The sequence below is a fragment of the Roseibium sp. R5 genome (assembly GCF_055755305.1).
In genome coordinates, this window is the sequence record NZ_CM146910.1 from 768,271 (window position 1) to 790,048 (window position 21,778).

Below are 21,778 nucleotides of genomic sequence, written 5' to 3' on the forward strand. Positions count from 1 at the left end.
TCATTTCATGAACACGCACCGAATTTAAATGAGAGCGTCAACAGCAATCGCACTCAGCGCAAGAGCGATCACCCACAGTGCGATGCGGCCGGAGCGTGTATGCCGGGCTTCGGCCTTTCCAATCGATTCAGCCGTTTCCTCGCTAAACCGCAGCCCCTGTGTCGTCATTTTTTCTATTTCTTCCGACATGCGGCCAATCCGGTCGGCAAACAGCGGCATATCCGTTGCAATCCGAGCTAGTGCAGACAGCGCATCCCCCGCATCCCGCACCCTGCCAACAGGCCCAAGATGCTCCTTGATCCAGGTGCCAACCACCGGCTCTGCGGTCCGCCACATGTCCAGACGCGGGTTAAGCGATCGGGCAACCCCTTCCACAACAACCATGGTCTTCTGAAGCATGATCAATTGGGTCTGGGTGCGCATTTCGAACAGTTCGGTCACCTCGAACAATTGCGTCAGCAGCCGGGCCATCGAGATTTCACTGGCATCGTGGCCATGGATCGGCTCGCCAATGGCTCGAATCGCCTGCGCAAACAGATCGACATCCTGATCGGCTGGCACATAGCCAGCCTCAAAGTGGACCTCTGCGACCCGTTTGTAGTTGCGCGTGATGAACCCAAACAGGATTTCGGCCAAGAATCTCCGCTCGCGCTTGCTTAACCGTCCGGTAATTCCGAAATCGACAGCGACCAAGGTGCCATCCGGCTCAACGAAAAGGTTTCCCTGGTGCATGTCTGCATGAAAGTAGCCGTCCCGCAGCGTGTGGCGCAGGAAACTTTGGATGACTGCTGCTCCGAGTGCTTCCAGATCCTGCCCATCATCTGTGAGACCTTCGACGTCCGACATCTTGCGGCCGTCGATCCATTCCATCGTCAGGACGCCCTTGGCGGTTCGGATCCAATCGACTTGCGGCACGCGGAACCCTGGATCCTCCACGGTGTTTTCCGCCATTTCTGAGAGGCCAGCGGCCTCCAGGCGGAAATCCATTTCCATCGCGACGGATTGCGCAAGAGTGTCGACGACTGCCACGGGACGGAGCCTGCGGGATGGTGCGTGAAAGCGCTCAACCAACCGGGCGACCAGATAATAGCTTTCAAGATCACGCTGGAACCGGCGTTGCACGCCGGGCCGGAGAACCTTCACCGCGACTTTGCGCTCGGTACCGTCCTTATCGCGGACGATTGCGGGATGGACTTGTGCGATCGAGGCTGCAGCGACTGCCTCGCCGAACTCAACAAAGACATCTTCAATCGGCTGGTCCAATTGCTCGGCGACCGCTGCCCGCGCTTCCTCGTGATCAAACGGGGCCAGTTGATCTTGAAGCGCCGCGAGATCCTTTGCTGCCTCTTTGCCAACAACATCTTCGCGTGTTGCCAGGAACTGGCCAAGTTTCACGTAGGATGGGCCGAGACGGTTCATTGCATCCGAAAGACGCAGTTCTGCACTTTTGTCTTTGACCGCCCGGCGCTCCAGCAGCCGCGCCATACCGATCGCAAGCCGCGGTCCCGCCGGCAGGTCGGGTAAATGCGCAAGACCGAACACGCCTTCGCGTGCCATAACGTAACCAGCCCGCACAAGGCGGAAGAAAGGCATCACTGCAAATGCCATGGATCAGAGTTTCCAACCAGAATGCAATGCGGCTATCCCGCCGGAATAGTTGCGATATGTGACCCGCGCAAAACCAGCTTCGCGGATCATCTCAGCGAAGCGTTCCTGGCTCGGAAACTTGCGGATCGATTCCACTAGATACTGATACGGTTCACCGTCGCCGGTCACCCATTTGCCAATAGCCGGGATCGCATTGAAGGAAAACGCGTCGTAGACCTTATCGAGCCCGGGAACGTCGACCTCCGAGAACTCAAGACACATGAAGCGACCACCACGCTTCAAGACCCGATGCGCTTCACGCAGTGCCTTGGGAATGTCCGGCACATTCCGGATACCGAAAGCGATCGTATAGGCATCGAAACTTTTGTCCGGGAAGGGCAGGTCTTCCGCGTTGCCCTGCGAGAACGTGATCAGATCGGAGAGACCTGCTTTTTCCGCCCGGTCACGGCCAACATTGAGCATGGAATTGTTGATGTCGCAGACAACGGCCTTCGCAGACCGGTAAGACTTCTCAACCACGCGGGTAGAGATGTCACCTGTGCCACCCGCGACATCCAGAAGACGCCATCCGGACGCGCTGGACTTTGGCGGTGCCAGATAGGACACCATGGCATCTTTCCAAACCCGGTGCAGACCGCCGGACATCAGATCGTTCATTAGGTCATAGCGGGATGCGACCTTGTGGAAGACGTCGTCCACGAGGGCCTGCTTTTGCCCCTCGCCGACCTTTGTAAAGCCGAAACTGGTCGGCATATCTTCCGGTGTGCGGGTCTGGCCATTAGCCTGTTGCGTCATCTGCGCGGCTCCAAGCGTCATTCATTTCCAAAATTTGGCCGGACCATAGTACAAGCGCCTTCAGAGCGCTATGTTTGCCGGCCACGAAAACACCATATGCCGCAGGCCTATATCGCGCTGCCTTACCGGAGACCAGAGAATAAATGCCTGAATTGCCCGAAGTGGAAACGGTCAAACGTGGATTGGCGCCGACATTCGAAGGAGCACTCCTGACCAAGGTCGATCAGAACCGGCCGGACTTGCGGTTTCCATTTCCCGACGATTTCGTGGAGAGACTGACCGGCCGGACTGTCACAGCCCTGTCCCGCAGGTCCAAGTATCTGCTGGCGGACACGGATAGCGGTGATGTCTTGATCATGCATCTGGGCATGTCGGGATCATTCCGCATCGAAAACGACATTGATCAGTCAACACCCGGGGCGTTTGCGCACGAGCGGAACAAGGATCCGAGACATGACCATGTTGTCTTCCATTTAAGCCTTCCGAACGACGGCAGCGCACGGATCATTTATAATGACCCGCGCCGCTTTGGCTTCATGGACCTTGTTCCACGCACAGACCTGTCGGCGCATCCATATTTTCGGGAACTTGGGCTGGAGCCACTCGGGAATGCACTGAGCGGAGAGGTGTTGGCCCGACTTTTTGCAGGGCGAAAATCCCCGTTGAAAGCCGCACTCTTGAACCAAAAACTGATTGCCGGTCTCGGCAATATATATGTGTGTGAAGCGCTTTGGCGCAGCGGACTGAGCCCCAAACGATTGGCGAGCACGCTTGTAACCAAGTCAGGCAAGCCGACGAAGAAAGCAGACCTGCTTGCCCAAAACATCCGCCAGACGCTTGAAGATGCCATCTTGGCTGGAGGGTCTTCTTTGCGGGATCACACCCAAGCGGACGGCACGCTCGGTTATTTCCAGCACTCCTTTGCCGTCTATGACCGGGAGAGCGCGCCTTGCCGGACACCGGACTGCACCGGCACTGTGCGCCGTGTCGTTCAGTCGAACAGATCGACGTTCTATTGCCCTATTTGCCAAAAGTAGAACTCCACCAGAAACGGCAGTCATGCCTTGCCAGACACGGGCCCGGTCGGCTACCCATGGCGCACGCAATCGAGACATCCTGCCACGGGGAGCAGACACGATGGGATACAAGAACATCCGAGTTGAAAAACGCGGCAAGGTCGGGTTGATCACCCTTGATCGGCCAAAAGCACTGAACGCACTCAATTCGGAACTGATCGCGGAACTCGGCTCCGCGCTGGATACCTACGACGCAGATGAAAAAATCGGCTGTGTTGTGATCACGGGATCTGAAAAGGCCTTTGCAGCCGGCGCTGACATCAAAGAGATGCAGCCGCACACCTTCTCAACCGCCTATCAGACAGACCTGATCACCCCGTTTGATCGGGTATCACAGAACCGCAAGCCGATCATCGCCGCCGTGGCAGGCTACGCCCTCGGCGGCGGCTGCGAACTTGCCATGCTGTGTGATTTCATCATTGCGGCTGACACAGCCAAGTTCGGCCAGCCGGAAATCACGCTTGGCGTAATCCCGGGCGCAGGTGGCACCCAGCGTCTTACCCGCTTTGTTGGCAAGTCGAAGGCCATGGATATGGTGCTAACCGGGCGGATGATGGATGCGGAAGAAGCAGAGCGCAGCGGTCTTGTCAGCCGCATCGTGCCAGCCAATGACCTCCTGGAAGAAGCTTTGAAAGCCGCCGAAAAGATCGCAGACTTCTCGTTACCGGTGGTTATGATGGCAAAAGAGAGTGTCGACCGGTCTTATGAAACAACCCTCTCTGAAGGGGTTCGCTTCGAACGCCGTGTTTTTCAAGCCATGTTTGCCCTTGAAGACCAGAAAGAAGGTATGTCGGCCTTCACTGAGAAACGTTCGCCACAGTTCAACAACAAATAATCTTGGTTCACCAGCGACAAAGCCGTTGACTGCGGCCCAAGTCAGGATTATAAGCAGCGCCCAATCGGTGGCGGTTTTCCGCCGCCGTTGTTTTTTGATCGGGTTCCATCGCCTCGGCGTTCAAGTCCCGATCGTCACCGGACAAAAGTCCCAATATACCGATCAGGATTGAGCCCATGGCCAACACACCATCGGCCAAGAAGGCGGCCCGCAAGATTGCCCGCCGGACGGCCACGAACAAAGCTCGCCGGAGCCGGGTGCGCACCTATTTGCGTAAGGTTGAAGAAGCAATCGCTTCTGGTGACCAGGCTGCCGCAAACGACGCCTTCAAAGCAGCACAGCCGGAAATCATGCGCGCTGCTTCCAAAGGCACCATGCACGCCAATACGGCGTCGCGGAAAGTTTCCCGCCTCAATGCTCGGATCAAGGCACTGAGCGCGTAAATTCGTCCCAAATCGGACAATCCAAAGAACCCGGCCATCGCGCCGGGTTTTTTTAGCCGCGCAATTTTGTGGATTGCCCACATCAGCTGCGGCACCCGGACAGATTGTAAAAAATGCTTAACTTCTCTATAGCAAGGAATGTCTATATTTTTCAGTGTCTTAGAGATATGTAGGCTATCCAAATCCGGTTCAAACCGGATTCGATACGAGTCAAGGTATCAGTTCCGAAATTTTTTTTAACAAAGCTCAAATCCATCCAATCAGGATGCGAAAATGGCAAAAAGTTATTGCAGTAAAAAGCGTTTGCAGCATCACCCACAGATCACACCCAATGTGGCATTTTGGGCTCATTTGGCACTGGAATCGATAATCCGTCAGAACGGCTGTTGAACCGAATGGGCTGGCTGTATATTGTCTCAGTGCTGGCAGAGAAAAGACCGGCGCGACACGAAAAACAGTGCTTGGACCTAACAATGAAAAAGTCAAAATTCCACATCGCTGAGCACTTACCCAACCGGGTTACAGATGAATACATTGATGTATTCAGTATGTATCATTTTTAGGCGCGCTCCGGACCTACTTAAACTCTCATTCTACTGATAAGAACTTTAATTCAATGGCCGAACGGCCTTTGAAAGGGGGCATTGTGTTTAGCGAATTGGGGTATGCGGGAAACGTTGACGTTCAAACTGCATTTACGGCTCTTACCGAAAATACTCAGGCAGTCCTCGTCGATGTGCGCACACAAGCGGAGTGGACGTTTGTTGGTGTGCCGGACCTGCGTACGTTGGGCAAAGAAACCATCTTTGCCGAGTGGCAGAGCTTTCCGCCCAGCGGCCCTAATCCTGCGTTCGTTCAGGACCTTTCTGACCGCCTGAGCAAAAAAGAACTTGACCCGGAGACGCCAATCTATTTTCTGTGCCGCTCCGGCGCGCGCAGTCAGGCGGCTGCCCAGGCAATGACCCAAGCCGGCTACACAAATTGCTACAATGTATCTGAAGGTTTCGAAGGCGGGCTTGATGCACATGCCCACCGCGGGACGCAATCTGGTTGGAAGGCCGCCGGATTGCCTTGGGTACAGGGTTAAGAAATTCCCCTGGCAATCAGGGGAGATAACCGGGCTGTGCCCGGATTGTAATAAAATCGCCCCAAAAACGGGGCACATAAGCTGCTAAAGCGGCAAGGCGTTAGAACGAAGAACGGCTGTGGCGGACTGTTCTTCCCAGTACAGGAGGCAGATAACATGCAGGTTCAGGAGGCAGGCGGCTCCGAACAATGGACGCGGGTCAAAAAGCAACTCCGTGCGGAACTGGGGGACGACGTGTTCACCAGTTGGTTCGCCCGGGTTGATCTGGAAGAACATCAGGACGGCACTGTGCGGCTGTCTGTACCAACCCGGTTCCTCAAGCAGTGGATCCAAAATAACTACAATGAACGTCTGATGGGGCTTTGGCAGCGCGAATGCGACAACGTCCATCGGATCGAATTGACTGTTCGTGGCGCCATTCGGCCACGTCAGGTGACGGCTGTTCAGCCGAGCCTGCCGGCAGGGGCAGCTGGTGTGCAGAACGCAGCCATCGACACACGCTCGGAAAACATTGGCGATGCGACGCATGTGACCCGCGCACAAGCGGCAACAGCGGCCGTTGGCCGGGGTGACAGCGCATCTGACAGTGCGCGTGATGTTCTGCAGGGCGCAGCGCTTGATCCGAAATACACGTTCGAGACATTCGTTGAGGGCGATTCCAACAACCTTGCTTTGGCCGCTGCTCGTCAAGTCGCAGCTGGCGGAGCGGTCACGTTCAACCCGCTTTACCTGCATGCGTCCGTGGGTTTGGGCAAAACCCATCTGATGCAGGCCGTAGCATCGAAAGTGCGCAACAGCGGCCGTAAAGTGCTCTATCTGACGGCCGAGCACTTTATGTACAAGTTCGTTGCAGCGCTGAAATCGCAGTCCGCCCTTGCATTCAAAGATAACCTGCGCACCATCGACCTCCTCCTCATCGATGATATGCAGTTCCTTCATGGCAAGCAGGTGCAGCAGGAATTCTGCCACACTCTCAATGCCTTGATCGACGGCGCTCGGCAGGTGATCGTTGCTGCGGATCGGGCACCGTCCGACCTAGATACACTTGACGACCGCGTACGGTCGCGCCTGTCCGGGGGACTTGTTGTTGGAATCCAGGAGCCGGATTTTGTTCTGCGCAGGAACATTCTGGTCTCCCGCGTTGAAGCGGCCCACAAGTCCTATCCGCAATTTGATGTGCCGGACTCCGTGCTCGACTACATTGCACGGCATGTCGCCTCATCTGGCCGTGATCTTGAAGGTGCATTGAACCGTCTGATCGCGCACAATCAGCTGACCAACCAGCCGATCACCCAGGAAATGGCGGAGATGACTTTGCGCGATCTGGTTCGCTCCAGCGAACCGCGCCGGGTAAAGATTGAGGACATTCAGCGCGTGGTCTCCAAGCACTACAATGTGACCAAGGCAGATCTGCTGTCGGCGCGCCGCACGCGTACCATCGTACGCCCGCGTCAGATCGCGATGTACCTGGCAAAGGTCATGACACCGCGCTCGCTGCCGGAAATCGGCCGCCGTTTTGGAAATCGGGATCACACGACAGTTTTGCACGCGGTGCGCAAGATTGAAGAAATGGCCCGTGCCGACTATGCGCTCGCGCAGGAGATTGAACTCCTGAAGCGCATGCTGGACGCCTAAGACGAATAGACTGTCTTTTCAGCCAAAAAAGGGGGGCGTTCCAAGCGAGCGCCCCCTTGCTTTTGGAGCCGGTTGAGGGCAGTGTCTTTCCCCCGCTCCCTCACCGGAGCCCATAAGAATTCAGTCGACCGGACGTTCTGTCTGGTGTTTCACGAGTACGGATGCAGCGTATGAAAGCGACCCTCGAGCGGACCGACCTCCTCAAGTCCTTGACCCATGTGCACCGGGTGGTCGAACGCCGGAATACTATCCCGATCCTGTCCAACGTTTTGCTGCGTGCCGATGGTGGGGCCTTGAACCTGAAGGCCACCGACCTGGACCTTGAGATTGTCGAAACCGTGCCGGCCATGATCGAAATGCCAGGTGCCACGACAGTTCCTGCGCACATGTTCTATGACATTGTTAGAAAACTGCCGGAAGGGTCCCAGGTTGTTCTGGAAACGACCGGAGACGACACCACACTGGAGATCCGGGCCGGCCGTTCGAAATTCACGCTGCAGATGCTGCCGGAAACCGATTTCCCGGATCTGACCGCTGGTGATTTCAGCCACGGCTTCACCTTGAGCGCTTCGGACATCCGCAAACTGATCGATACCACGCAGTTTGCGATCTCTACCGAGGAAACCCGGTACTATCTGAACGGGATCTATCTGCACACTGTCGACGCTGCCAACGGCCAACAATTCCGCGCTGTTGCCACAGACGGCCACCGTCTGGCGCAGGCAGAGGTCGCCGCACCTTCCGGTTCCTCCGGCATGCCAGGCATTATTGTGCCGCGAAAGACAGTCGGCGAAATCCAGAAGCTCTTGGAGAATCCGGAAGCGGACGTGCAAATTGAGTTGTCGGACACCAAGATCCGCATCACAACAGATACGGTTGTTCTGACATCGAAACTCATCGACGGCACCTTCCCGGATTATGGCCGTGTGATCCCGCAAGGGAATGACAAGGAAATGCGCGTTGACCGCGATGAATTTAAAGAAGCGGTTGATCGCGTCTCGACCATCTCATCCGAGCGCGGACGTGCTGTGAAGTTGGCACTTGGCGATGGGCGCATGGTTTTAACCGTCAACAACCCGGATTCTGGCAGCGCGACGGAAGAGCTGGCCGTGGAGTACGACTCGGATCCGTTGGAAATCGGCTTTAACTCCCGATACCTGCTCGACATTGCAAACCAGCTCAGCAGCGACACGGCCCTGTTCCGTCTGGCAGATTCCGGATCCCCGACCCTCATTCAGGACAATACAGTCGACGACTGTTTGTTTGTTCTGATGCCAATGCGGGTCTAATCGCGCCAACGGAAACCGGTCATGACTGCACCCCGGTCGGCACGGCTGACCCGTCTAACCCTGACCGGCTTCCGTAACTATGCCACCATGGGCATCGGCTTGTCGGCTGGCATGGTGGCCTTTGTCGGCGCAAATGGCGCCGGCAAAACAAATATCCTGGAAGCGATCTCCTTTCTGACGGCGGGGCGCGGACTGCGCCGGGCGGCTTTGACGGATATTGCCCGCGTTGGCGGCGATGGGACCTGGAGTGTCTCTGCCAAGATCTACCTTGATGATATGGAGACAAGTCTTGGGACCGGAGCCACTGCAGGTGTTCCCGGGCGCAAGGTGCGGATCGATGGTGAGGACATGCGCTCCTCGGAGAGCCTGCTAGACTACATGCGGGTTCTTTGGCTGGTTCCGTCAATGGATGGGCTGTTTACAGGCCCCGGATCCGACAGGCGACGGTTTCTCGACCGCCTGACCCTTGCAATCGACCCGGCGCACGGGCGCCGTGTCAGCGATTTTGAAAACGCCCTCCGGCAGCGCAACAAGCTGCTGGACCAGGGTGGGTCGGACGCTTACCTCAGCGCCCTCGAACTTCAAGTCGCAAGCCTCGGGACAGCCGTCTCATTTGCCCGTCAGGAAACCGTCGGCCTGCTGAAGCAGATGATTGACGGCCAGCCCGCTGAAAACTCGACCTTTCCGCAAGCAATGCTCTCGCTCGAAGGCACGTTTGAAGCCGAGACGATCGGTATGAGCGCTTCAGATCAGGAAGATCATTACCGGCGGCTTCTGAAACAAGGGCGGCATAGGGATCGCGCGGCCGGACGCACCGTGACCGGACCGCATTTGAGCGATCTGAAAGTCCGTCATGCCGCCAAGGACATGCCCGCAGCTCAGTCCTCTACCGGAGAACAAAAAGCACTCTTGATTGGGCTCGTTCTGGCGCACGCTGAACTCACGGCAAAAGTCTCCGGAATGACACCGGTTTTGCTGCTTGATGAGGTCGCAGCCCATCTTGACCCGGACCGCCGGGCGGCACTTTTTGCACGCCTGGATGCCCTCGGCGGTCAGGTGTTTATGACCGGCACCGATGCCTCCCTCTTCGATGCTTTGCCGGTTCATTCGGAAGTGTTTGAAGTTGGCAACAACGAAGCCCGGCTGATCCGGGCTTCCGGAGCCCATAAATCCGCCTGAATCTTATGGTTTTCCACTATATTCCCGCCCTGAACGGGCCTGCAGCGAGCGTGCAGTTGAACGCCTGTTGGAACACCGTATAACGTGGCCAAGAAACAAAAACCGATTGGTGAATGATTCGCATGAGCGATATGTCTACGCCCGAGCCCGGCGCCACTCCCGAAGCAGAAAATGGTGCCGAATATGGCGCCGACTCCATCAAGGTTCTGAAGGGTCTGGACGCGGTCCGCAAACGCCCCGGCATGTATATCGGCGACACCGACGACGGGTCGGGCCTGCACCACATGGTCTATGAGGTTGTCGACAACGCGATTGACGAAGCCCTGGCAGGACATGCCGACCACGTGACCGTGACGCTGAACCCCGATGGGTCGGTGACGGTTTCCGATAACGGCCGCGGTATTCCGACCGATCTTCACCCTGAAGAGGGGGTTTCGGCGGCCGAGGTCATCATGACCCAGTTGCACGCCGGCGGTAAGTTCGACCAGAACTCCTACAAGGTCTCTGGCGGCTTGCACGGCGTGGGTGTTTCCGTGGTGAATGCGCTGTCCACAAAACTGGATCTGCGCATCTGGCGGAACGACCAAGAACACTTCATGACGTTTGCCCATGGCGATGCTGTGGGCCCGCTCGAAGTTGTCGGACCAGCTAATGGAAAGAAAGGCACGGAAGTCACATTCCTGCCGTCCCCAGAGACGTTCACCAAGACAGAGTTCGATTTTGCAACGTTGGAGCACCGCCTTCGGGAACTCGCTTTTTTGAACTCCGGTGCCCGCATTATCCTCACCGACAAGCGCGGCGTGGAAGATGTGGTTGAAGAACTTTACTACGAGGGCGGCCTTGAAGCCTTTGTCCGCTATCTCGACCGGGCCAAACATCCGCTCATCGAAACACCGATCGCGGTGCGGGCGGAAAAGGACGGCATCACCGTCGAGGCGGCCATGTGGTGGAACGACAGCTACCACGAGCAGGTTTTGTGCTTTACCAACAACATCCCGCAACGGGACGGCGGGACGCACTTGGCCGGCTTCCGCGGCGCGTTGACCCGCCAAGTCACCGGCTACGCTGAATCGACCGGGCTGATGAAAAAGGAAAAGGTCTCGCTGTCCGGAGACGACTGCCGCGAAGGCCTGACCTGCGTCCTTTCGGTCAAGGTTCCGGATCCGAAGTTCTCTTCGCAGACCAAGGACAAGCTGGTTTCATCCGAAGTTCGGCCAGTCGTTGAAAACCTGATCTCCCAGACCTTGAGCGAATGGCTGGAAGAAAATCCGGCACCGGCGAAGACCATTGTCTCCAAGGTTGTTGAAGCAGCGTCTGCCCGGGAAGCTGCGCGAAAAGCCCGTGAACTCACACGGCGCAAGGGCGCGCTGGATGTTGCGTCTTTGCCGGGGAAACTTGCCGATTGCCAAGAACGCGACGCGTCCAAGGCCGAACTCTTCCTGGTGGAGGGTGATTCCGCGGGCGGCTCGGCAAAACAGGGCCGGCACCGGGAAAATCAGGCGGTTTTGCCGTTGCGCGGGAAAATCCTGAACGTTGAGCGGGCGCGCTTTGACAAGATGCTCTCTTCCAACGAGATCGGAACGCTGATCACTGCCCTTGGCACCGGGATTGGCAAGGAAGAATTCAATATCGAGAAGCTGCGCTACCACAAGATCATCATCATGACCGATGCTGACGTGGACGGCGCGCACATCCGAACCCTTCTTTTGACCTTCTTCTTCCGGCAAATGCCCGAGCTGATCGAAAACGGCTATGTCTATATCGCCCAGCCTCCGCTCTATAAAGTCAAACGTGGTCAATCGGAGCAATACCTGAAGGACCAGGAAGCGCTTGAGAACTATCTCATCGCGCAAGGGTCGGACGACACCTCGTTGAAGCTTGCAAACGGCGAAGTCCGTACTGGCCAGGATTTGCGGCAGGTCGTTGAGACCGCGCGAGCGATCTCTGACATCTTTGACGGCCTGCACTCACGCTACAACCGGGATGTGGTCGAGCAAGCCGCCATTGCGGGTGCCCTCAACACTGAAATCCTGGAAGACCAAGGCAAGGCTGACGAAGCTGCAGCCTATATTGCCCGGCGGATGGACATTCTCGCCGATGAGTTTGAGCGTGGCTGGACCGGAGAAGCCCGCGACGACGGCAGTCTGGTATTCACCCGCACCGTCCGGGGCGTTCAGGAAGTTGCAACGATCGATGCGGCATTGCTCGGCTCGGCAGACGCCCGGCGCCTTGCCGCCCATGCCGACCACCTCAACGAGGTGTATGGCAAGGCTGCCGTCTTGCAGCGCAAGGATGTTCCGACAGAGATCCGAGGCCCCCGCGCGCTGCTGCAACACATTTTTGCCTTCGGGCAAAAAGGCATTTCTTTACAGCGGTACAAGGGGCTCGGAGAAATGAACCCTGACCAGCTGTGGGAAACCACGCTGGACCCGAACGTACGCTCGCTCCTGCAGGTCAAGGTGCGTGAGGCCGACGATGCCGACGACATCTTCACCAAGCTGATGGGCGATGAGGTTGATCCCCGCCGGGAGTTCATTCAGGACAACGCCCTGGCGGTTGCCAACCTGGATATCTGATCGATTATTACGGATATCAAAAAAGCGGCCAAGGCCGCTTTTTTTAGCACTTACTATCACCGGCACACTTTAAGCGGCTTCGGGCCACGGCTCCGGGCGACCGAAGTAAAAACCCTGTGCCGCTTCGATATCCAACATTCTCAGGAAGTCCGCTTCTGCTTTGGTCTCGACATGCTTTGCAATCGTTTTCAGCCCCAGCTCCCGGGCGGCGCCCACAAGCGCCTTTAACAAGCCGGCTTTTGCCGGGTCCTCCAGAGCCTCTTGCGCAACTCCGGCCGCCAGCTTAACCCAATCGACCCGCAATCCGGTCAACCGGGACAGCACCGGCCAATGACCGGCAAAATCATCGATCGCGGTCTGGCACCCCAGATCGGATACAAACTTGATGAAGTGGGAGATGTCCGCCGGTTCGCGCAGAAAGTCTTTTTCCGAAATCTCGAGGCAAAGACGGGAGGCGAGCAACGGGTTGACTGAAAGCCGTTGATACAGACTGTCCCGGAACCCTGCATCCCTTGCAGATTCAGCCGACACATTCATTGTCAATGTGGTGCGATTTGCGGAGCGCTCAGCAGCGTCCAAGACCTTGTCCAGGGTCCAACTGTCGACTTGCGCGATAAAGCCGGACCGTTCCGCCGCGCTGATCCAGGCCTTTGATGACAAACCCTGCGACCGATCGCCCTGAAGACGTAACAATATTTCTGCTCCGCACTTCTTGTTCCGGCTCAAGCAGATTATCGGCATGGAATAGAGTGCCAGTTCACCGGCCTGAAAGCTGCCTGGCTCCGGCAAAACACCGACGCCTTGCCCAACCGAAGGCCAGTCTTGCGGCCTCACCGTGTGAACTTGGACCGAATGCCCCCCGAAACGCTTACCGCGCAGACACGCCCTGTCCGCCAATCCAAGAAGCGCGGCGCCATTACAACCTTCAACCGCAAACCAATCCGCTGCATAGGCTACGCCGACCGACCCGCCGATTGTAAAAACCCGATCAGATACCTCCAGGCGGATCCTTGCAAAAGCGTCCAGTATTTCTCCGGCAACGGCCATCGCGGCCTCTTTATTGACCGCAGGGAGCATGCCGGCGAATTCGTCTCCGCCAATCCGGGCAGCTGTGCCGAACTCGCCCAGGGTCAGAGCCAGACTTGACGCAACCCTTTGCAGCATGTCATCACCGGCGTCATGCCCCCCGAGATCGTTGACCTTCTTGAATTCATCAAGATCGATGTAAAACACAGCCAAGCCGCTGCTTTCATCACGCGCCAGTCGTTGTAGCTCGGTATCCAGCGCCCTTGTAAACGCCCGCCGGTTTGCCAGACTTGTAAGCGGGTCCTGATAGGCCAGCCTGCGGTTTTCAGCGATTTCATGGGGGCAATCCACATTCCTGCGAATGATTGCCATCATGCCGGCATCATCACCGCCGACATCGGCTGGCAGATGAACCAGCCTGATTTCGCACATCTTTCTGTCCGCATCGGTACCCGGCATGGGCCCGTTTTGCGGTATGTAGAGTGTCTGAACGACGTCAACCGAACACTCGCTCAGCTGAGCGGCAAGGTCTTCAGCGTTATAGCTGCCACCAATCGTCTCCAGTATCCGCGCAGCACGCACCTCAGCTGGATCCACGGCATCAAAGATCAGCACCTCGTCTGGGAAATGCTTCAGTGCAACGCCATTGGGGAGAGAACCCTGCGCCTCCAAACGCGCTAATGAAGCCTTCACAGCTTTCAGATTGTCCGGCTTTTCACGCTCATCCGCGATGTCCTGCTCGAATTGAATGAGCACTGCCGGTTGGTTGTTTGCGAAAGAGACGAAAGATGTGCAGAGAATCTTGCGGCAAAGTACGGTTCCGCAGCGAAATTCCAGTGTGCCGTTGGACTGGATCGGCACTCCACTCAAAGAGGTGGACAGGGCGACTTGAACCCGGCCCCATCCATCGGTTGTCATCATATCAGTTAAAAACTGATAAGGACCTGGATCTGCGGCGGTCTCGCAAAGGCCCAGCAACTGGCTATTTTGCAGAATAATTCGGCCATCCAAGCCGACATAAGCAGCAGGGACCGGCATCACTTCCAGTAGATCAGCGTAAAGCGTCGTCTCGTCGAGCTTCTCTGAGGCCGTGACCTCCATGTTCGAAGCACGCATTAATCCTTGTCTGATCTGCACCAGATCATCCCTCTCAAACAAACAACTGAGGACGCGGAAACTGAAATACTAAGGCGTCAGATTCGATAGCCTTACCTAGCATAAGTATCCGAGGGATTTTCTCGCACTTTCGTTACCCACAGGACTTCGTATTAATATAGTTAATTTGATTTTACTATTTTGATATATATTTTTATTAAAATTTTACTCAATTAAGTGCCGATGTAGTATTTGCCACAGTTTCATCATGCCTTAGCGTTAAGAGAGCCGCTCATGTCGAAACGCGGCGGCACAGATCCGCCTGTTGATAGTACGGGATCAGTTCATGCCAAAACCAACCTCGCTCAAAGTGCGGAATTCCGTTTTTACAACGCTTGTCCTCAGCAGTATCGCTTGGGCTGCTCCGGCAAAGGCAGAGGAAGCGTTTGTTCAATGCGGCAAGGCCTCTTGGTACAATCTGCGGGGCACAACAGCCAACGGAGAGCAGGCGGACCCAAACAAGCTGGCAGCTGCGCATCCAAGCCTGCCTTTCGGAACGCTGGCAACGGTTACCAATCTGAAAAATGGCAAGTCGGTTGTGGTTCGCATCAACGACCGCGGTCCTTTCGTGAAACACCGCATCATCGACGTGACGCAGGCGGCCGCTCAAAAACTCGGTTTCGTACAACAGGGGATTGCAAGGGTGAAGGTGACGAGCGCCGCACCTTTAGCTGGAAAAAACACTCCGGATAACTGCCAATAAAAACTGTAAAATGACGCGTGCAGGCCAATCTAATGACACCTCATTCACGTTTTCGGCGAGCTTCAAGGCTTTCAAATAACTATATTTTTTTGACTTCGAGATACCACCCATAACAATCAAGAATGAATAACGATCAGTCGCATCTCGGTAAATCAAAAAATAAAATATTTTACGGTAATGACATTACCCCGGTATGCCGCTAGAGTTGCGCCCGTGGTCGATGGGGCCACGTGCACAGTAACTTTTTTCGCGCAGTCTTTAATGGCTGCGCGTTTTTTTTGTTAACGGTAGATGGTCGAGAAATCGTCCGTGCGATCAATGAGATTTTTTACTTAATATTTACCATGTAATTTTTGCCTATTACACCAGTTCGCCAGCATCAAGCTTTTCCAGGAAAGCCTTCGCACTGTCTAAGTATTCCTGCTTCGTCTCATCCGACATCCGCCGCCAGGTCGCATAAGGCTGGCCAAGCCGCGGGTTGGTTCCCAGCTCGTCGGCATGCCGATCAAGGAAGTCCCAGTAAAGCGCGTTAAACGGACACGCCCCTTCCCCGGTCTTTTTTCTCACGCTGTAATCGCAATTCTCGCAATAATCGGACATCTTGTTTATGTAATTGCCGCTGGAAATATACGGCTTTGAGGCGAGCAATCCGCCGTCTGCAAACTGGCTCATGCCGAGCGTGTTTGGCAGTTCGACCCACTCATACGCATCTGCGTAAACGGCCAAATACCATTCGTGGACCTCGACTGGATCAACACCTGCCAGAAGCGCGAAATTACCAGTCACCATCAACCTTTGAATATGATGGGCATATGCCTCTTCCAGCGTCTGTCCTACGGCTTCTTCAACACATTTCATGGAGGTTTTTCCTGTCCAATAAAATGCTGGTAGTGGGCGTATTCCCTTCAAAGCGTTTTCGCGCGCGTAGCCGGGCATTTTCAACCAGTAGATCCCGCGGACATACTCACGCCAGCCGAGGATCTGACGAATGAAGCCTTCAGCTGCGTTCAAAGGACATTTGTCTGCGAAATATGCCTCTTCAACCTTCTCACAAACAGTTCTCGGGCTAAGCAAACCGGCATTCAGGTAGGCAGAGATGACTGCATGATACAGAAACTTTTCACCTCTTAACATGGCGTCCTGGTAAGTTCCGAAGTTCTCAAGGGCTACCTTCAGAAAATGATCAAATGCCTCTTCGGCCTGTGCGCGAGTGACCGCAAACCAGAACGGTTCCAGTTGGCCGATGTGGTCATCAAACCGATCTTCGACGAGATCTAAAACCTCTTGGGTTATTGCATCCGGCTCGAACTGAAGAGGCGCCGGCATAAAGAGATCTTGCTTGGCAGGCTTTCTGTTTTCCGCATCATAATTCCACTTGCCTCCGACGGGTTTGGCCCCGTCCATCAGCAACCCGGTTGACTTGCGCATCTCGCGGTAGAAGTTTTCCATGCGCAACTGCTTTCGGCCATCCGCCCAGCCGCGAAAAGTACTGGCATCGCAGAAAAACCGGTTATCTGTCTTAATCTCAACCGGCACCCCCAGGACGTCTTGCCATTGTCTCATGTTCTCAAGAACGCGCCATTCCCCAGGCTCTGTGACCACGACACGTTCCGGCGCAAGCCGTCTGACCGCCCGTCTCATCTCTCCTTCAAAGGACCCGGTATTGTCCGTGTCATCCAACTTTACGTATTCGACAGTCCAACCGGCATCCCGAAGCTCCTGTGCGAAGTGGCGCATGGCGGAGAACAGAAAAACAATCTTCTTCTTGTGATGCGGCACATAGGTGGCCTCGGCCATCACTTCGGCAATAAGAATTGCATCAACTTCTGGATCCGCCTGGCGTAAACTTGAGATATCGGCAGAGAGCTGATCCCCGAGGATCAAGATAAGGTTGCGGCATGTCTTGGCGCTCATGTGATCTCACGTCGCTCGTTGATGGTTCCTAACCTTACGCAGCAAACGCTTGAGCCTATCACCTTGGTCAGGTTTTTCTGTGCAACGGGCCCCGTACAGCTTTGGGATTGGAGCACGGAGTGAAGCTGTTGCTTTTTGTCAAAAACTCGTTGCCTCTTTTCGCGGTCTCTTGTATCAGGACCTTCTATCCGCCGCGCGATAAACGCGCGCCTGATAAGCACCCGTAGCTCAGCTGGATAGAGCGCTGCCCTCCGAAGGCAGAGGCCAGAGGTTCGAATCCTCTCGGGTGCGCCAATTTTTTCAAAGACATAGCAACAAACCGATGAATGTGGTTTTTCAAAAAGTAACCACATAGTAACCACCGTTGATTGCCGTTAAACTAGAGTGAGCAACGCCTCAGGGTGAGCGATTTGCCATCCAGAGCCACATTGAAGTGTTCTGCCTCAATCAAGACCGAGACCTTACCATAATGCACTTGCCGATGATGGTTGGCGCATAGCGTCATGATATTGGTAGCGGATAACGACCCAATCTGAAGCTCAGAAACCGGGACGACATGGTGGGCTTCGATGTAAGGCTCACCGTTCTTCTTTGTAAACGAATGCGGATCATCGCCAAGCGCCTCGCAGATTTGGCACTTAAATTCATTCCGCTTTTTGACTATCGCGCCAATCTTGCCTCTTTCAATTGATCGGCTAATTTTCCGCTTCACCTCGGGTGTTTTGCCCAAGGCTTCCATCTCAGCCGCTTGCATATCCTTGAGATATGGATCCAATTTCGAAGGCGGTGAAATCGTTCCTTGCGCTGAAGATTGTACTTCAAGGGAGAAGGCCCATCGTCTAACCGAAGCCTCCTCTTCACTGATTTCGCGCTTCCATGGAATGCTGGCTGTTCCTGGCAATTTGCGAGTTTCAGCTAGAATCCTGTCCAGATCCACTGTCGACCAGTTTCTAGTCTGCGCTGCTGCGGCCATATCCTGAACAGGAAAGGCCCAGCTCCGGTCCTCTTGACTCCAGGCGTTGGCAAACGGCTTGTCAGCGCAAAGCCCCAAAGGCGGTACGCCACATCGGTAGCAAGCAAAATCGATGCGCGAAGTGATGTTTCCAAGCACCCGGCCGTGAGAAGACAAGTCGTCAAATCCGAGCAAACGGCCGACGTCTGCGTTCGTATATCCACCGATCTTTCCGCTGGTGGCGATTATTTGACGCCACCAGTCAATAAGTTTCTCGGTGCGGATTTGGGTTATTAGCGCATCCGACGCTGGCGGTTTCTCACTCTCATTCGGCAATCCAAGCGTCTTCCGCGCGAACCAGATTGATCGCGGCGAAAACTCTTCGGGATGGTCAACGATGATCTGTTCGAAAGACAACTCTTCCAGAGCAGCCTCCTCGAGTACCTCAAAACCTTGAGTAGGCTTATTCCTCATTACGGAAACTTCTGCAGCTTCAATCAGCCCTCGATCAGCTATCATCTGAAAGGTTCGATTGGCCGTTTTCCCTTCCCGTTTTTGGAGCCCGACATATTTCGACACCGCTTCGATAATCTTTTCTTCAGCTTGTGATATGTCATCCAGTTCAAGGCCAGTGCGGCTCGCGACAAGGCCCCTTCCAAGAACACTGTACTGTGCTCGCAAGGCAGCCTCGACTTCAGTCGTGAGAGCGTCATTCCTGCGTATGTTCTGTTCGAGAATCTCAAGCTTCTCGAAATCTGCCGTCCTGCTGATCGTATCCAGTACCGGAACCGCCACTACGCCGCTCCAATGGTGCGCTCAACAAATTCAAACAGTGGACGAAAGCACTCGAAATGCTCAGGTTCCAACCCTGGAATGACCTTGCTGGCGAAATCTGTCTTGGAGCCCCTGAATTTTCGAAAATTTCCAGGTCGCGCTTCGTCATCGCAGAACCAATCATCCAGACTTGGAACATCATGAAAGAGCAGCTCAATCGGCAGTAATGACTTATCTTTGTAATGTTGACCGTTGGCAGGGTTAATCACCTGATTTCGCACTGAAAGTTTGGCAGGAACAGGCAATAGAGCGAAATATCCTTTTTTACCTTGTTTCTTTCGCACGAGTCCTTGGGCCGGATCCTGCTGTACAAAATCCGTATTCCTGCTGTTCCAGTTGTTGTACGCCTCGTCGAAATCGAAGACCCCAAAAAAACATCGCTCGGGGTGGTTGGCGTAAATCGTTTCCTCTCTGAGCAGAGCGCCCAAAAAACCGCAGCCGTAGGTCGCCTGTATTTCAAAAGGACGGTCCTGATCGGGGTAGAGTTTGCTCCAAGCCTTTTCGAGAATAACCTCATCTGATACTCCCTCGGTGAAAAGCACCGGACCCCTGGTGTTTTTCAGATTGTGGGTGATGTTGAGGCGCGCTTCTTTTTCCGAAAACGTGATCAGACCGGCAGAGAGCGATTTGATCAGGTCGCTTTTGTCATATTTGCAGGCTTCGGTTCTTTCGCCATTGAACTCTATCTGCCGCAATCGGCTCGGCGCCTTGGCAGCCACGGTCGAGGCACTGTGGCTTGTCATCAGGATATGATTGGTGCGTGCTCCCTCTTCGGAAATGTCGAGAGTTTGCGCCAGGAAGTCCGACTGCCATTCGGGGTGCAGAAAGGCGTCGGGTTCATCCAGCAGCGTGATGCAATTCCGGTTCTTGAAGAGCTCGGAAATCGCATACAGATAGACCGACTGGAACTGGCCGTCGCTAAATGCCCGTGACGACACTTCAACGTTGGCGCTCAGACGCAGTGGGATTGAAATGTCTTCGAACATGCCCAGCGCGCGCAGGGCGTTGAAGAGGCCGAACACTTCATCAGGCCGCCGGTCTTCGAACACCTCACGAAACTTATCGATGTTGATGACAAAACGATATGTGTCGCTGGCGCGATCGTAGAGCGAACCGGGCGTAAAGTCGCCGACGATGCAGCGCATCAGATCCTCGAGGAACGAGCGGGCAATCCCTTTTGTGCCCCAGAAAAGCTGGTCGTTTTCAAAAGGGTCATAGAACTTGGTCTTCGCCGCGATGCCTGGCCGGCGAAGCTTCAGCCAGACCTCGCCTCCAGTGACCTCAATACCAAGTTTCCTGCATAGGAACTGACGCGCTTTGGCATCCTCAGGAAGCATCAGCATCAGAGCAACCAGAAGCGTCTTGTAGTCGGGACCAATCCCAACAAACCTGGGGCTTTCAGCAACCACCGCCTTCCTCACGCTACGGCGATAGCTTTCCCGATAGCGCCTGATCAGCCCCGCGACCGTGTCATTCTGGCCGGAGTAATAGACAATGATGTTTTCAGGGAGTGGTGTGGAGCCGATCTGCTTTCTCGGTTTTCCATTTATGGAGAGCTGCCCGTCCTGCCAGCCAATTCGGGTTTCAGTCCCATCGATGTCCCATGCGATCCGATAGTAGAAGCCGGGACCATCTCCGCTGGAGCTGAACCCATAGACATGATCAAAAATCTCGATCAGTGCTTCGAGAAAATTTGATTTTCCCGAGCCGTTCTTGCCGACGAAAATGTCGATGAACCCCTCACCCTCAAAATCCAGGGCAAAGTCCTTGAGGTTCTTGTACTCACTGATGAAAACGGACTTCAGCCGCATGCTTCCTCCCTGCCGACAATCACAGAGCTACAACCAAAACTAGCCCTGTTCAACTTCTGGCTGGAAGAAAGTCAACTGCGCGTCAAGATAAAAATATGCCAAGACTGAGGCCTTAGCGACAGGATGCTTTAGCTCACGAACGAGCTCCGCTAAGGTTGAGTAACGCGGGATCCGCGCAAGACAAAGATCAACAAAAGAAACCAATCGCTCGCGATTTGCACTCGTCGATTGCCGCCCCTCAGATAGGTAAGGGAAAATACCGTCGGTTTTTGCAAACCGCCTTTCAAATTTCCTACCTTGAAACGAATAGATGTAGCCGAAATCGTCAAATGCCTTAAAGCTCACGTGGTGATCTTCGTGCAGATTCGGTAAATCAATTTCAGATGGCGAGAATAATGCAGACGAAGCCGAAACAACTGTCCCATTTAGATAGGCTCCGGACAGATCTTCATGACTGGAAATTTGGCTCGTTACGTAGAAAACATGATTTCCAGCCCTCTGAACTCGCTGAAGAGCGGCATGCTGTGCATAATCATTTTTCTTGTGCAGGTACATCCTAAAGACATCGGGATCATCATAATGCCTATCGCTGATCTCTTTCGCATTCCTTCTCGTCAAGACCAAGGATCGCTTGAACTGAAGAAAGACCGGCGTCGAGTCTTCGAGGGCGATTTCCACGTCATGGCCTTCGGTTGCTTCCCGGTACTGACTGATGAAATCCGGAGCACGCGGAAAGCTCCCGCCAGCCACATAGTGCCGTTCGAACTCTCGAAGAAAACAAAACCCGAATGAGAGCTCGGTGAAGTCAGGCCAGGGCAACAGGTCCTCCCACTGCTATTTCTTTAATCTTTGCAACTATG

16 protein-coding genes and 1 tRNA gene are annotated in these 21,778 nt (G+C 54.9%); 10 read left to right on the forward strand and 7 right to left on the reverse strand.

What is annotated here, in order from left to right:
• Positions 1-24 precede the first annotated feature (24 nt).
• Positions 25-1,608 (reverse strand): 2-polyprenylphenol 6-hydroxylase, encoded by a 1,584-nt coding sequence (gene ubiB, locus AC0J4F_RS03590; protein WP_422019734.1) that lies wholly within the window; start codon positions 1,606-1,608, stop codon positions 25-27.
• A gap of 3 nt (positions 1,609-1,611) precedes the next feature.
• Positions 1,612-2,361, reverse strand: coding sequence for a bifunctional demethylmenaquinone methyltransferase/2-methoxy-6-polyprenyl-1,4-benzoquinol methylase UbiE (ubiE, locus tag AC0J4F_RS03595; RefSeq protein WP_473026400.1), 750 nt, complete (start codon positions 2,359-2,361; stop codon positions 1,612-1,614).
• Between the two features lie 185 nt (positions 2,362-2,546).
• On the opposite strand from ubiE, the gene mutM reads away from it, so the two are divergent.
• From mutM to gyrB, 8 genes are all read left to right on the forward strand, one after another.
• Positions 2,547-3,440: a bifunctional DNA-formamidopyrimidine glycosylase/DNA-(apurinic or apyrimidinic site) lyase gene (mutM, locus tag AC0J4F_RS03600; RefSeq protein ID WP_473025425.1), complete on the forward strand. Its 894-nt coding sequence runs from the start codon at positions 2,547-2,549 to the stop codon at positions 3,438-3,440.
• A gap of 100 nt (positions 3,441-3,540) precedes the next feature.
• Positions 3,541-4,314, forward strand: coding sequence for an enoyl-CoA hydratase (locus AC0J4F_RS03605; RefSeq protein ID WP_008193734.1), 774 nt, complete (start codon positions 3,541-3,543; stop codon positions 4,312-4,314).
• Positions 4,315-4,490: 176 nt separating this feature from the next.
• A complete protein-coding gene (gene rpsT, locus AC0J4F_RS03610; RefSeq protein ID WP_040451298.1) occupies positions 4,491-4,757 on the forward strand; it encodes a 30S ribosomal protein S20 in 267 nt (88 codons plus the stop codon).
• Positions 4,758-5,373: 616 nt separating this feature from the next.
• Positions 5,374-5,844 carry a rhodanese-like domain-containing protein gene (locus AC0J4F_RS03615; protein ID WP_133949341.1) on the forward strand — a complete coding sequence of 157 codons (471 nt, stop codon included), beginning with the start codon at positions 5,374-5,376 and terminating at the stop codon, positions 5,842-5,844.
• Positions 5,845-6,000: 156 nt separating this feature from the next.
• Positions 6,001-7,479, forward strand: a complete 1,479-nt coding sequence (dnaA, locus tag AC0J4F_RS03620; protein ID WP_133949343.1) for a chromosomal replication initiator protein DnaA — start codon at positions 6,001-6,003, stop codon at positions 7,477-7,479.
• Between the two features lie 170 nt (positions 7,480-7,649).
• Positions 7,650-8,768 carry a DNA polymerase III subunit beta gene (dnaN, locus tag AC0J4F_RS03625; RefSeq protein ID WP_133949345.1) on the forward strand — a complete coding sequence of 373 codons (1,119 nt, stop codon included), beginning with the start codon at positions 7,650-7,652 and terminating at the stop codon, positions 8,766-8,768.
• 21 nt (positions 8,769-8,789) lie between these two features.
• On the forward strand, positions 8,790-9,947 hold the full coding sequence (recF, locus tag AC0J4F_RS03630) for a DNA replication/repair protein RecF (protein WP_133949347.1): 1,158 nt from the start codon (positions 8,790-8,792) through the stop codon (positions 9,945-9,947).
• Positions 9,948-10,069: 122 nt separating this feature from the next.
• Positions 10,070-12,523, forward strand: a complete 2,454-nt coding sequence (gyrB, locus tag AC0J4F_RS03635; protein WP_133949349.1) for a DNA topoisomerase (ATP-hydrolyzing) subunit B — start codon at positions 10,070-10,072, stop codon at positions 12,521-12,523.
• Positions 12,524-12,592: 69 nt separating this feature from the next.
• Here gyrB and AC0J4F_RS03640 read toward each other — a convergent pair whose 3' ends face one another.
• Entirely contained in the window at positions 12,593-14,665 is a 2,073-nt protein-coding gene (locus AC0J4F_RS03640) for an EAL domain-containing protein (RefSeq protein ID WP_209002363.1), read from the reverse strand.
• Between the two features lie 325 nt (positions 14,666-14,990).
• Here AC0J4F_RS03640 and AC0J4F_RS03645 point away from each other — a divergent pair, with 325 nt between their 5' ends.
• Positions 14,991-15,407 carry a septal ring lytic transglycosylase RlpA family protein gene (locus AC0J4F_RS03645; RefSeq protein ID WP_473025426.1) on the forward strand — a complete coding sequence of 139 codons (417 nt, stop codon included), beginning with the start codon at positions 14,991-14,993 and terminating at the stop codon, positions 15,405-15,407.
• Between the two features lie 360 nt (positions 15,408-15,767).
• Here the strand turns inward: AC0J4F_RS03645 and AC0J4F_RS03650 are convergent, their stop codons facing one another.
• Positions 15,768-17,321 (reverse strand): cryptochrome/photolyase family protein, encoded by a 1,554-nt coding sequence (locus AC0J4F_RS03650; protein WP_133949353.1) that lies wholly within the window; start codon positions 17,319-17,321, stop codon positions 15,768-15,770.
• 217 nt (positions 17,322-17,538) lie between these two features.
• Between AC0J4F_RS03650 and AC0J4F_RS03655 the strand changes: the two genes are divergently transcribed.
• A tRNA-Arg gene (locus tag AC0J4F_RS03655) sits at positions 17,539-17,615 on the forward strand.
• 85 nt (positions 17,616-17,700) lie between these two features.
• On the opposite strand, the gene AC0J4F_RS03660 is transcribed toward AC0J4F_RS03655, so the two are convergent.
• Genes AC0J4F_RS03660 through AC0J4F_RS03670 form a run of 3 tightly spaced genes read right to left on the reverse strand, consistent with a single transcriptional unit; the run spans position 17,701 to position 21,737 of the window.
• On the reverse strand, positions 17,701-19,068 hold the full coding sequence (locus AC0J4F_RS03660) for an HNH endonuclease (RefSeq protein ID WP_473025427.1): 1,368 nt from the start codon (positions 19,066-19,068) through the stop codon (positions 17,701-17,703).
• A complete protein-coding gene (locus AC0J4F_RS03665) occupies positions 19,068-20,918 on the reverse strand; it encodes an AAA family ATPase (protein ID WP_473025428.1) in 1,851 nt (616 codons plus the stop codon). The genes AC0J4F_RS03660 and AC0J4F_RS03665 overlap by 1 nt, the downstream gene beginning before the upstream one ends.
• 39 nt (positions 20,919-20,957) lie before the next feature.
• Positions 20,958-21,737 (reverse strand): hypothetical protein, encoded by a 780-nt coding sequence (locus tag AC0J4F_RS03670; RefSeq protein ID WP_473025429.1) that lies wholly within the window; start codon positions 21,735-21,737, stop codon positions 20,958-20,960.
• Positions 21,738-21,778 lie beyond the last annotated feature (41 nt).

What these genes read in the sequence shown, in the direction of transcription:
- ubiB (WP_422019734.1), bottom strand. Translation starts at nt 1,608, where the DNA reads ATGGCATTTGCAGTGATGCCTTTCTTCCGCCTTGTGCGGGCTGGTTAC.
- ubiE (WP_473026400.1), bottom strand. Translation starts at nt 2,361, where the DNA reads ATGCCGACCAGTTTCGGCTTTACAAAGGTCGGCGAGGGGCAAAAGCAG.
- mutM (WP_473025425.1), top strand. Translation starts at nt 2,547, where the DNA reads ATGCCTGAATTGCCCGAAGTGGAAACGGTCAAACGTGGATTGGCGCCG.
- AC0J4F_RS03605 (WP_008193734.1), top strand. Translation starts at nt 3,541, where the DNA reads ATGGGATACAAGAACATCCGAGTTGAAAAACGCGGCAAGGTCGGGTTG.
- rpsT (WP_040451298.1), top strand. Translation starts at nt 4,491, where the DNA reads ATGGCCAACACACCATCGGCCAAGAAGGCGGCCCGCAAGATTGCCCGC.
- AC0J4F_RS03615 (WP_133949341.1), top strand. Translation starts at nt 5,374, where the DNA reads ATGGCCGAACGGCCTTTGAAAGGGGGCATTGTGTTTAGCGAATTGGGG.
- dnaA (WP_133949343.1), top strand. Translation starts at nt 6,001, where the DNA reads ATGCAGGTTCAGGAGGCAGGCGGCTCCGAACAATGGACGCGGGTCAAA.
- dnaN (WP_133949345.1), top strand. Translation starts at nt 7,650, where the DNA reads ATGAAAGCGACCCTCGAGCGGACCGACCTCCTCAAGTCCTTGACCCAT.
- recF (WP_133949347.1), top strand. Translation starts at nt 8,790, where the DNA reads ATGACTGCACCCCGGTCGGCACGGCTGACCCGTCTAACCCTGACCGGC.
- gyrB (WP_133949349.1), top strand. Translation starts at nt 10,070, where the DNA reads ATGAGCGATATGTCTACGCCCGAGCCCGGCGCCACTCCCGAAGCAGAA.
- AC0J4F_RS03640 (WP_209002363.1), bottom strand. Translation starts at nt 14,665, where the DNA reads ATGCGTGCTTCGAACATGGAGGTCACGGCCTCAGAGAAGCTCGACGAG.
- AC0J4F_RS03645 (WP_473025426.1), top strand. Translation starts at nt 14,991, where the DNA reads ATGCCAAAACCAACCTCGCTCAAAGTGCGGAATTCCGTTTTTACAACG.
- AC0J4F_RS03650 (WP_133949353.1), bottom strand. Translation starts at nt 17,321, where the DNA reads ATGAGCGCCAAGACATGCCGCAACCTTATCTTGATCCTCGGGGATCAG.
- AC0J4F_RS03665 (WP_473025428.1), bottom strand. Translation starts at nt 20,918, where the DNA reads ATGCGGCTGAAGTCCGTTTTCATCAGTGAGTACAAGAACCTCAAGGAC.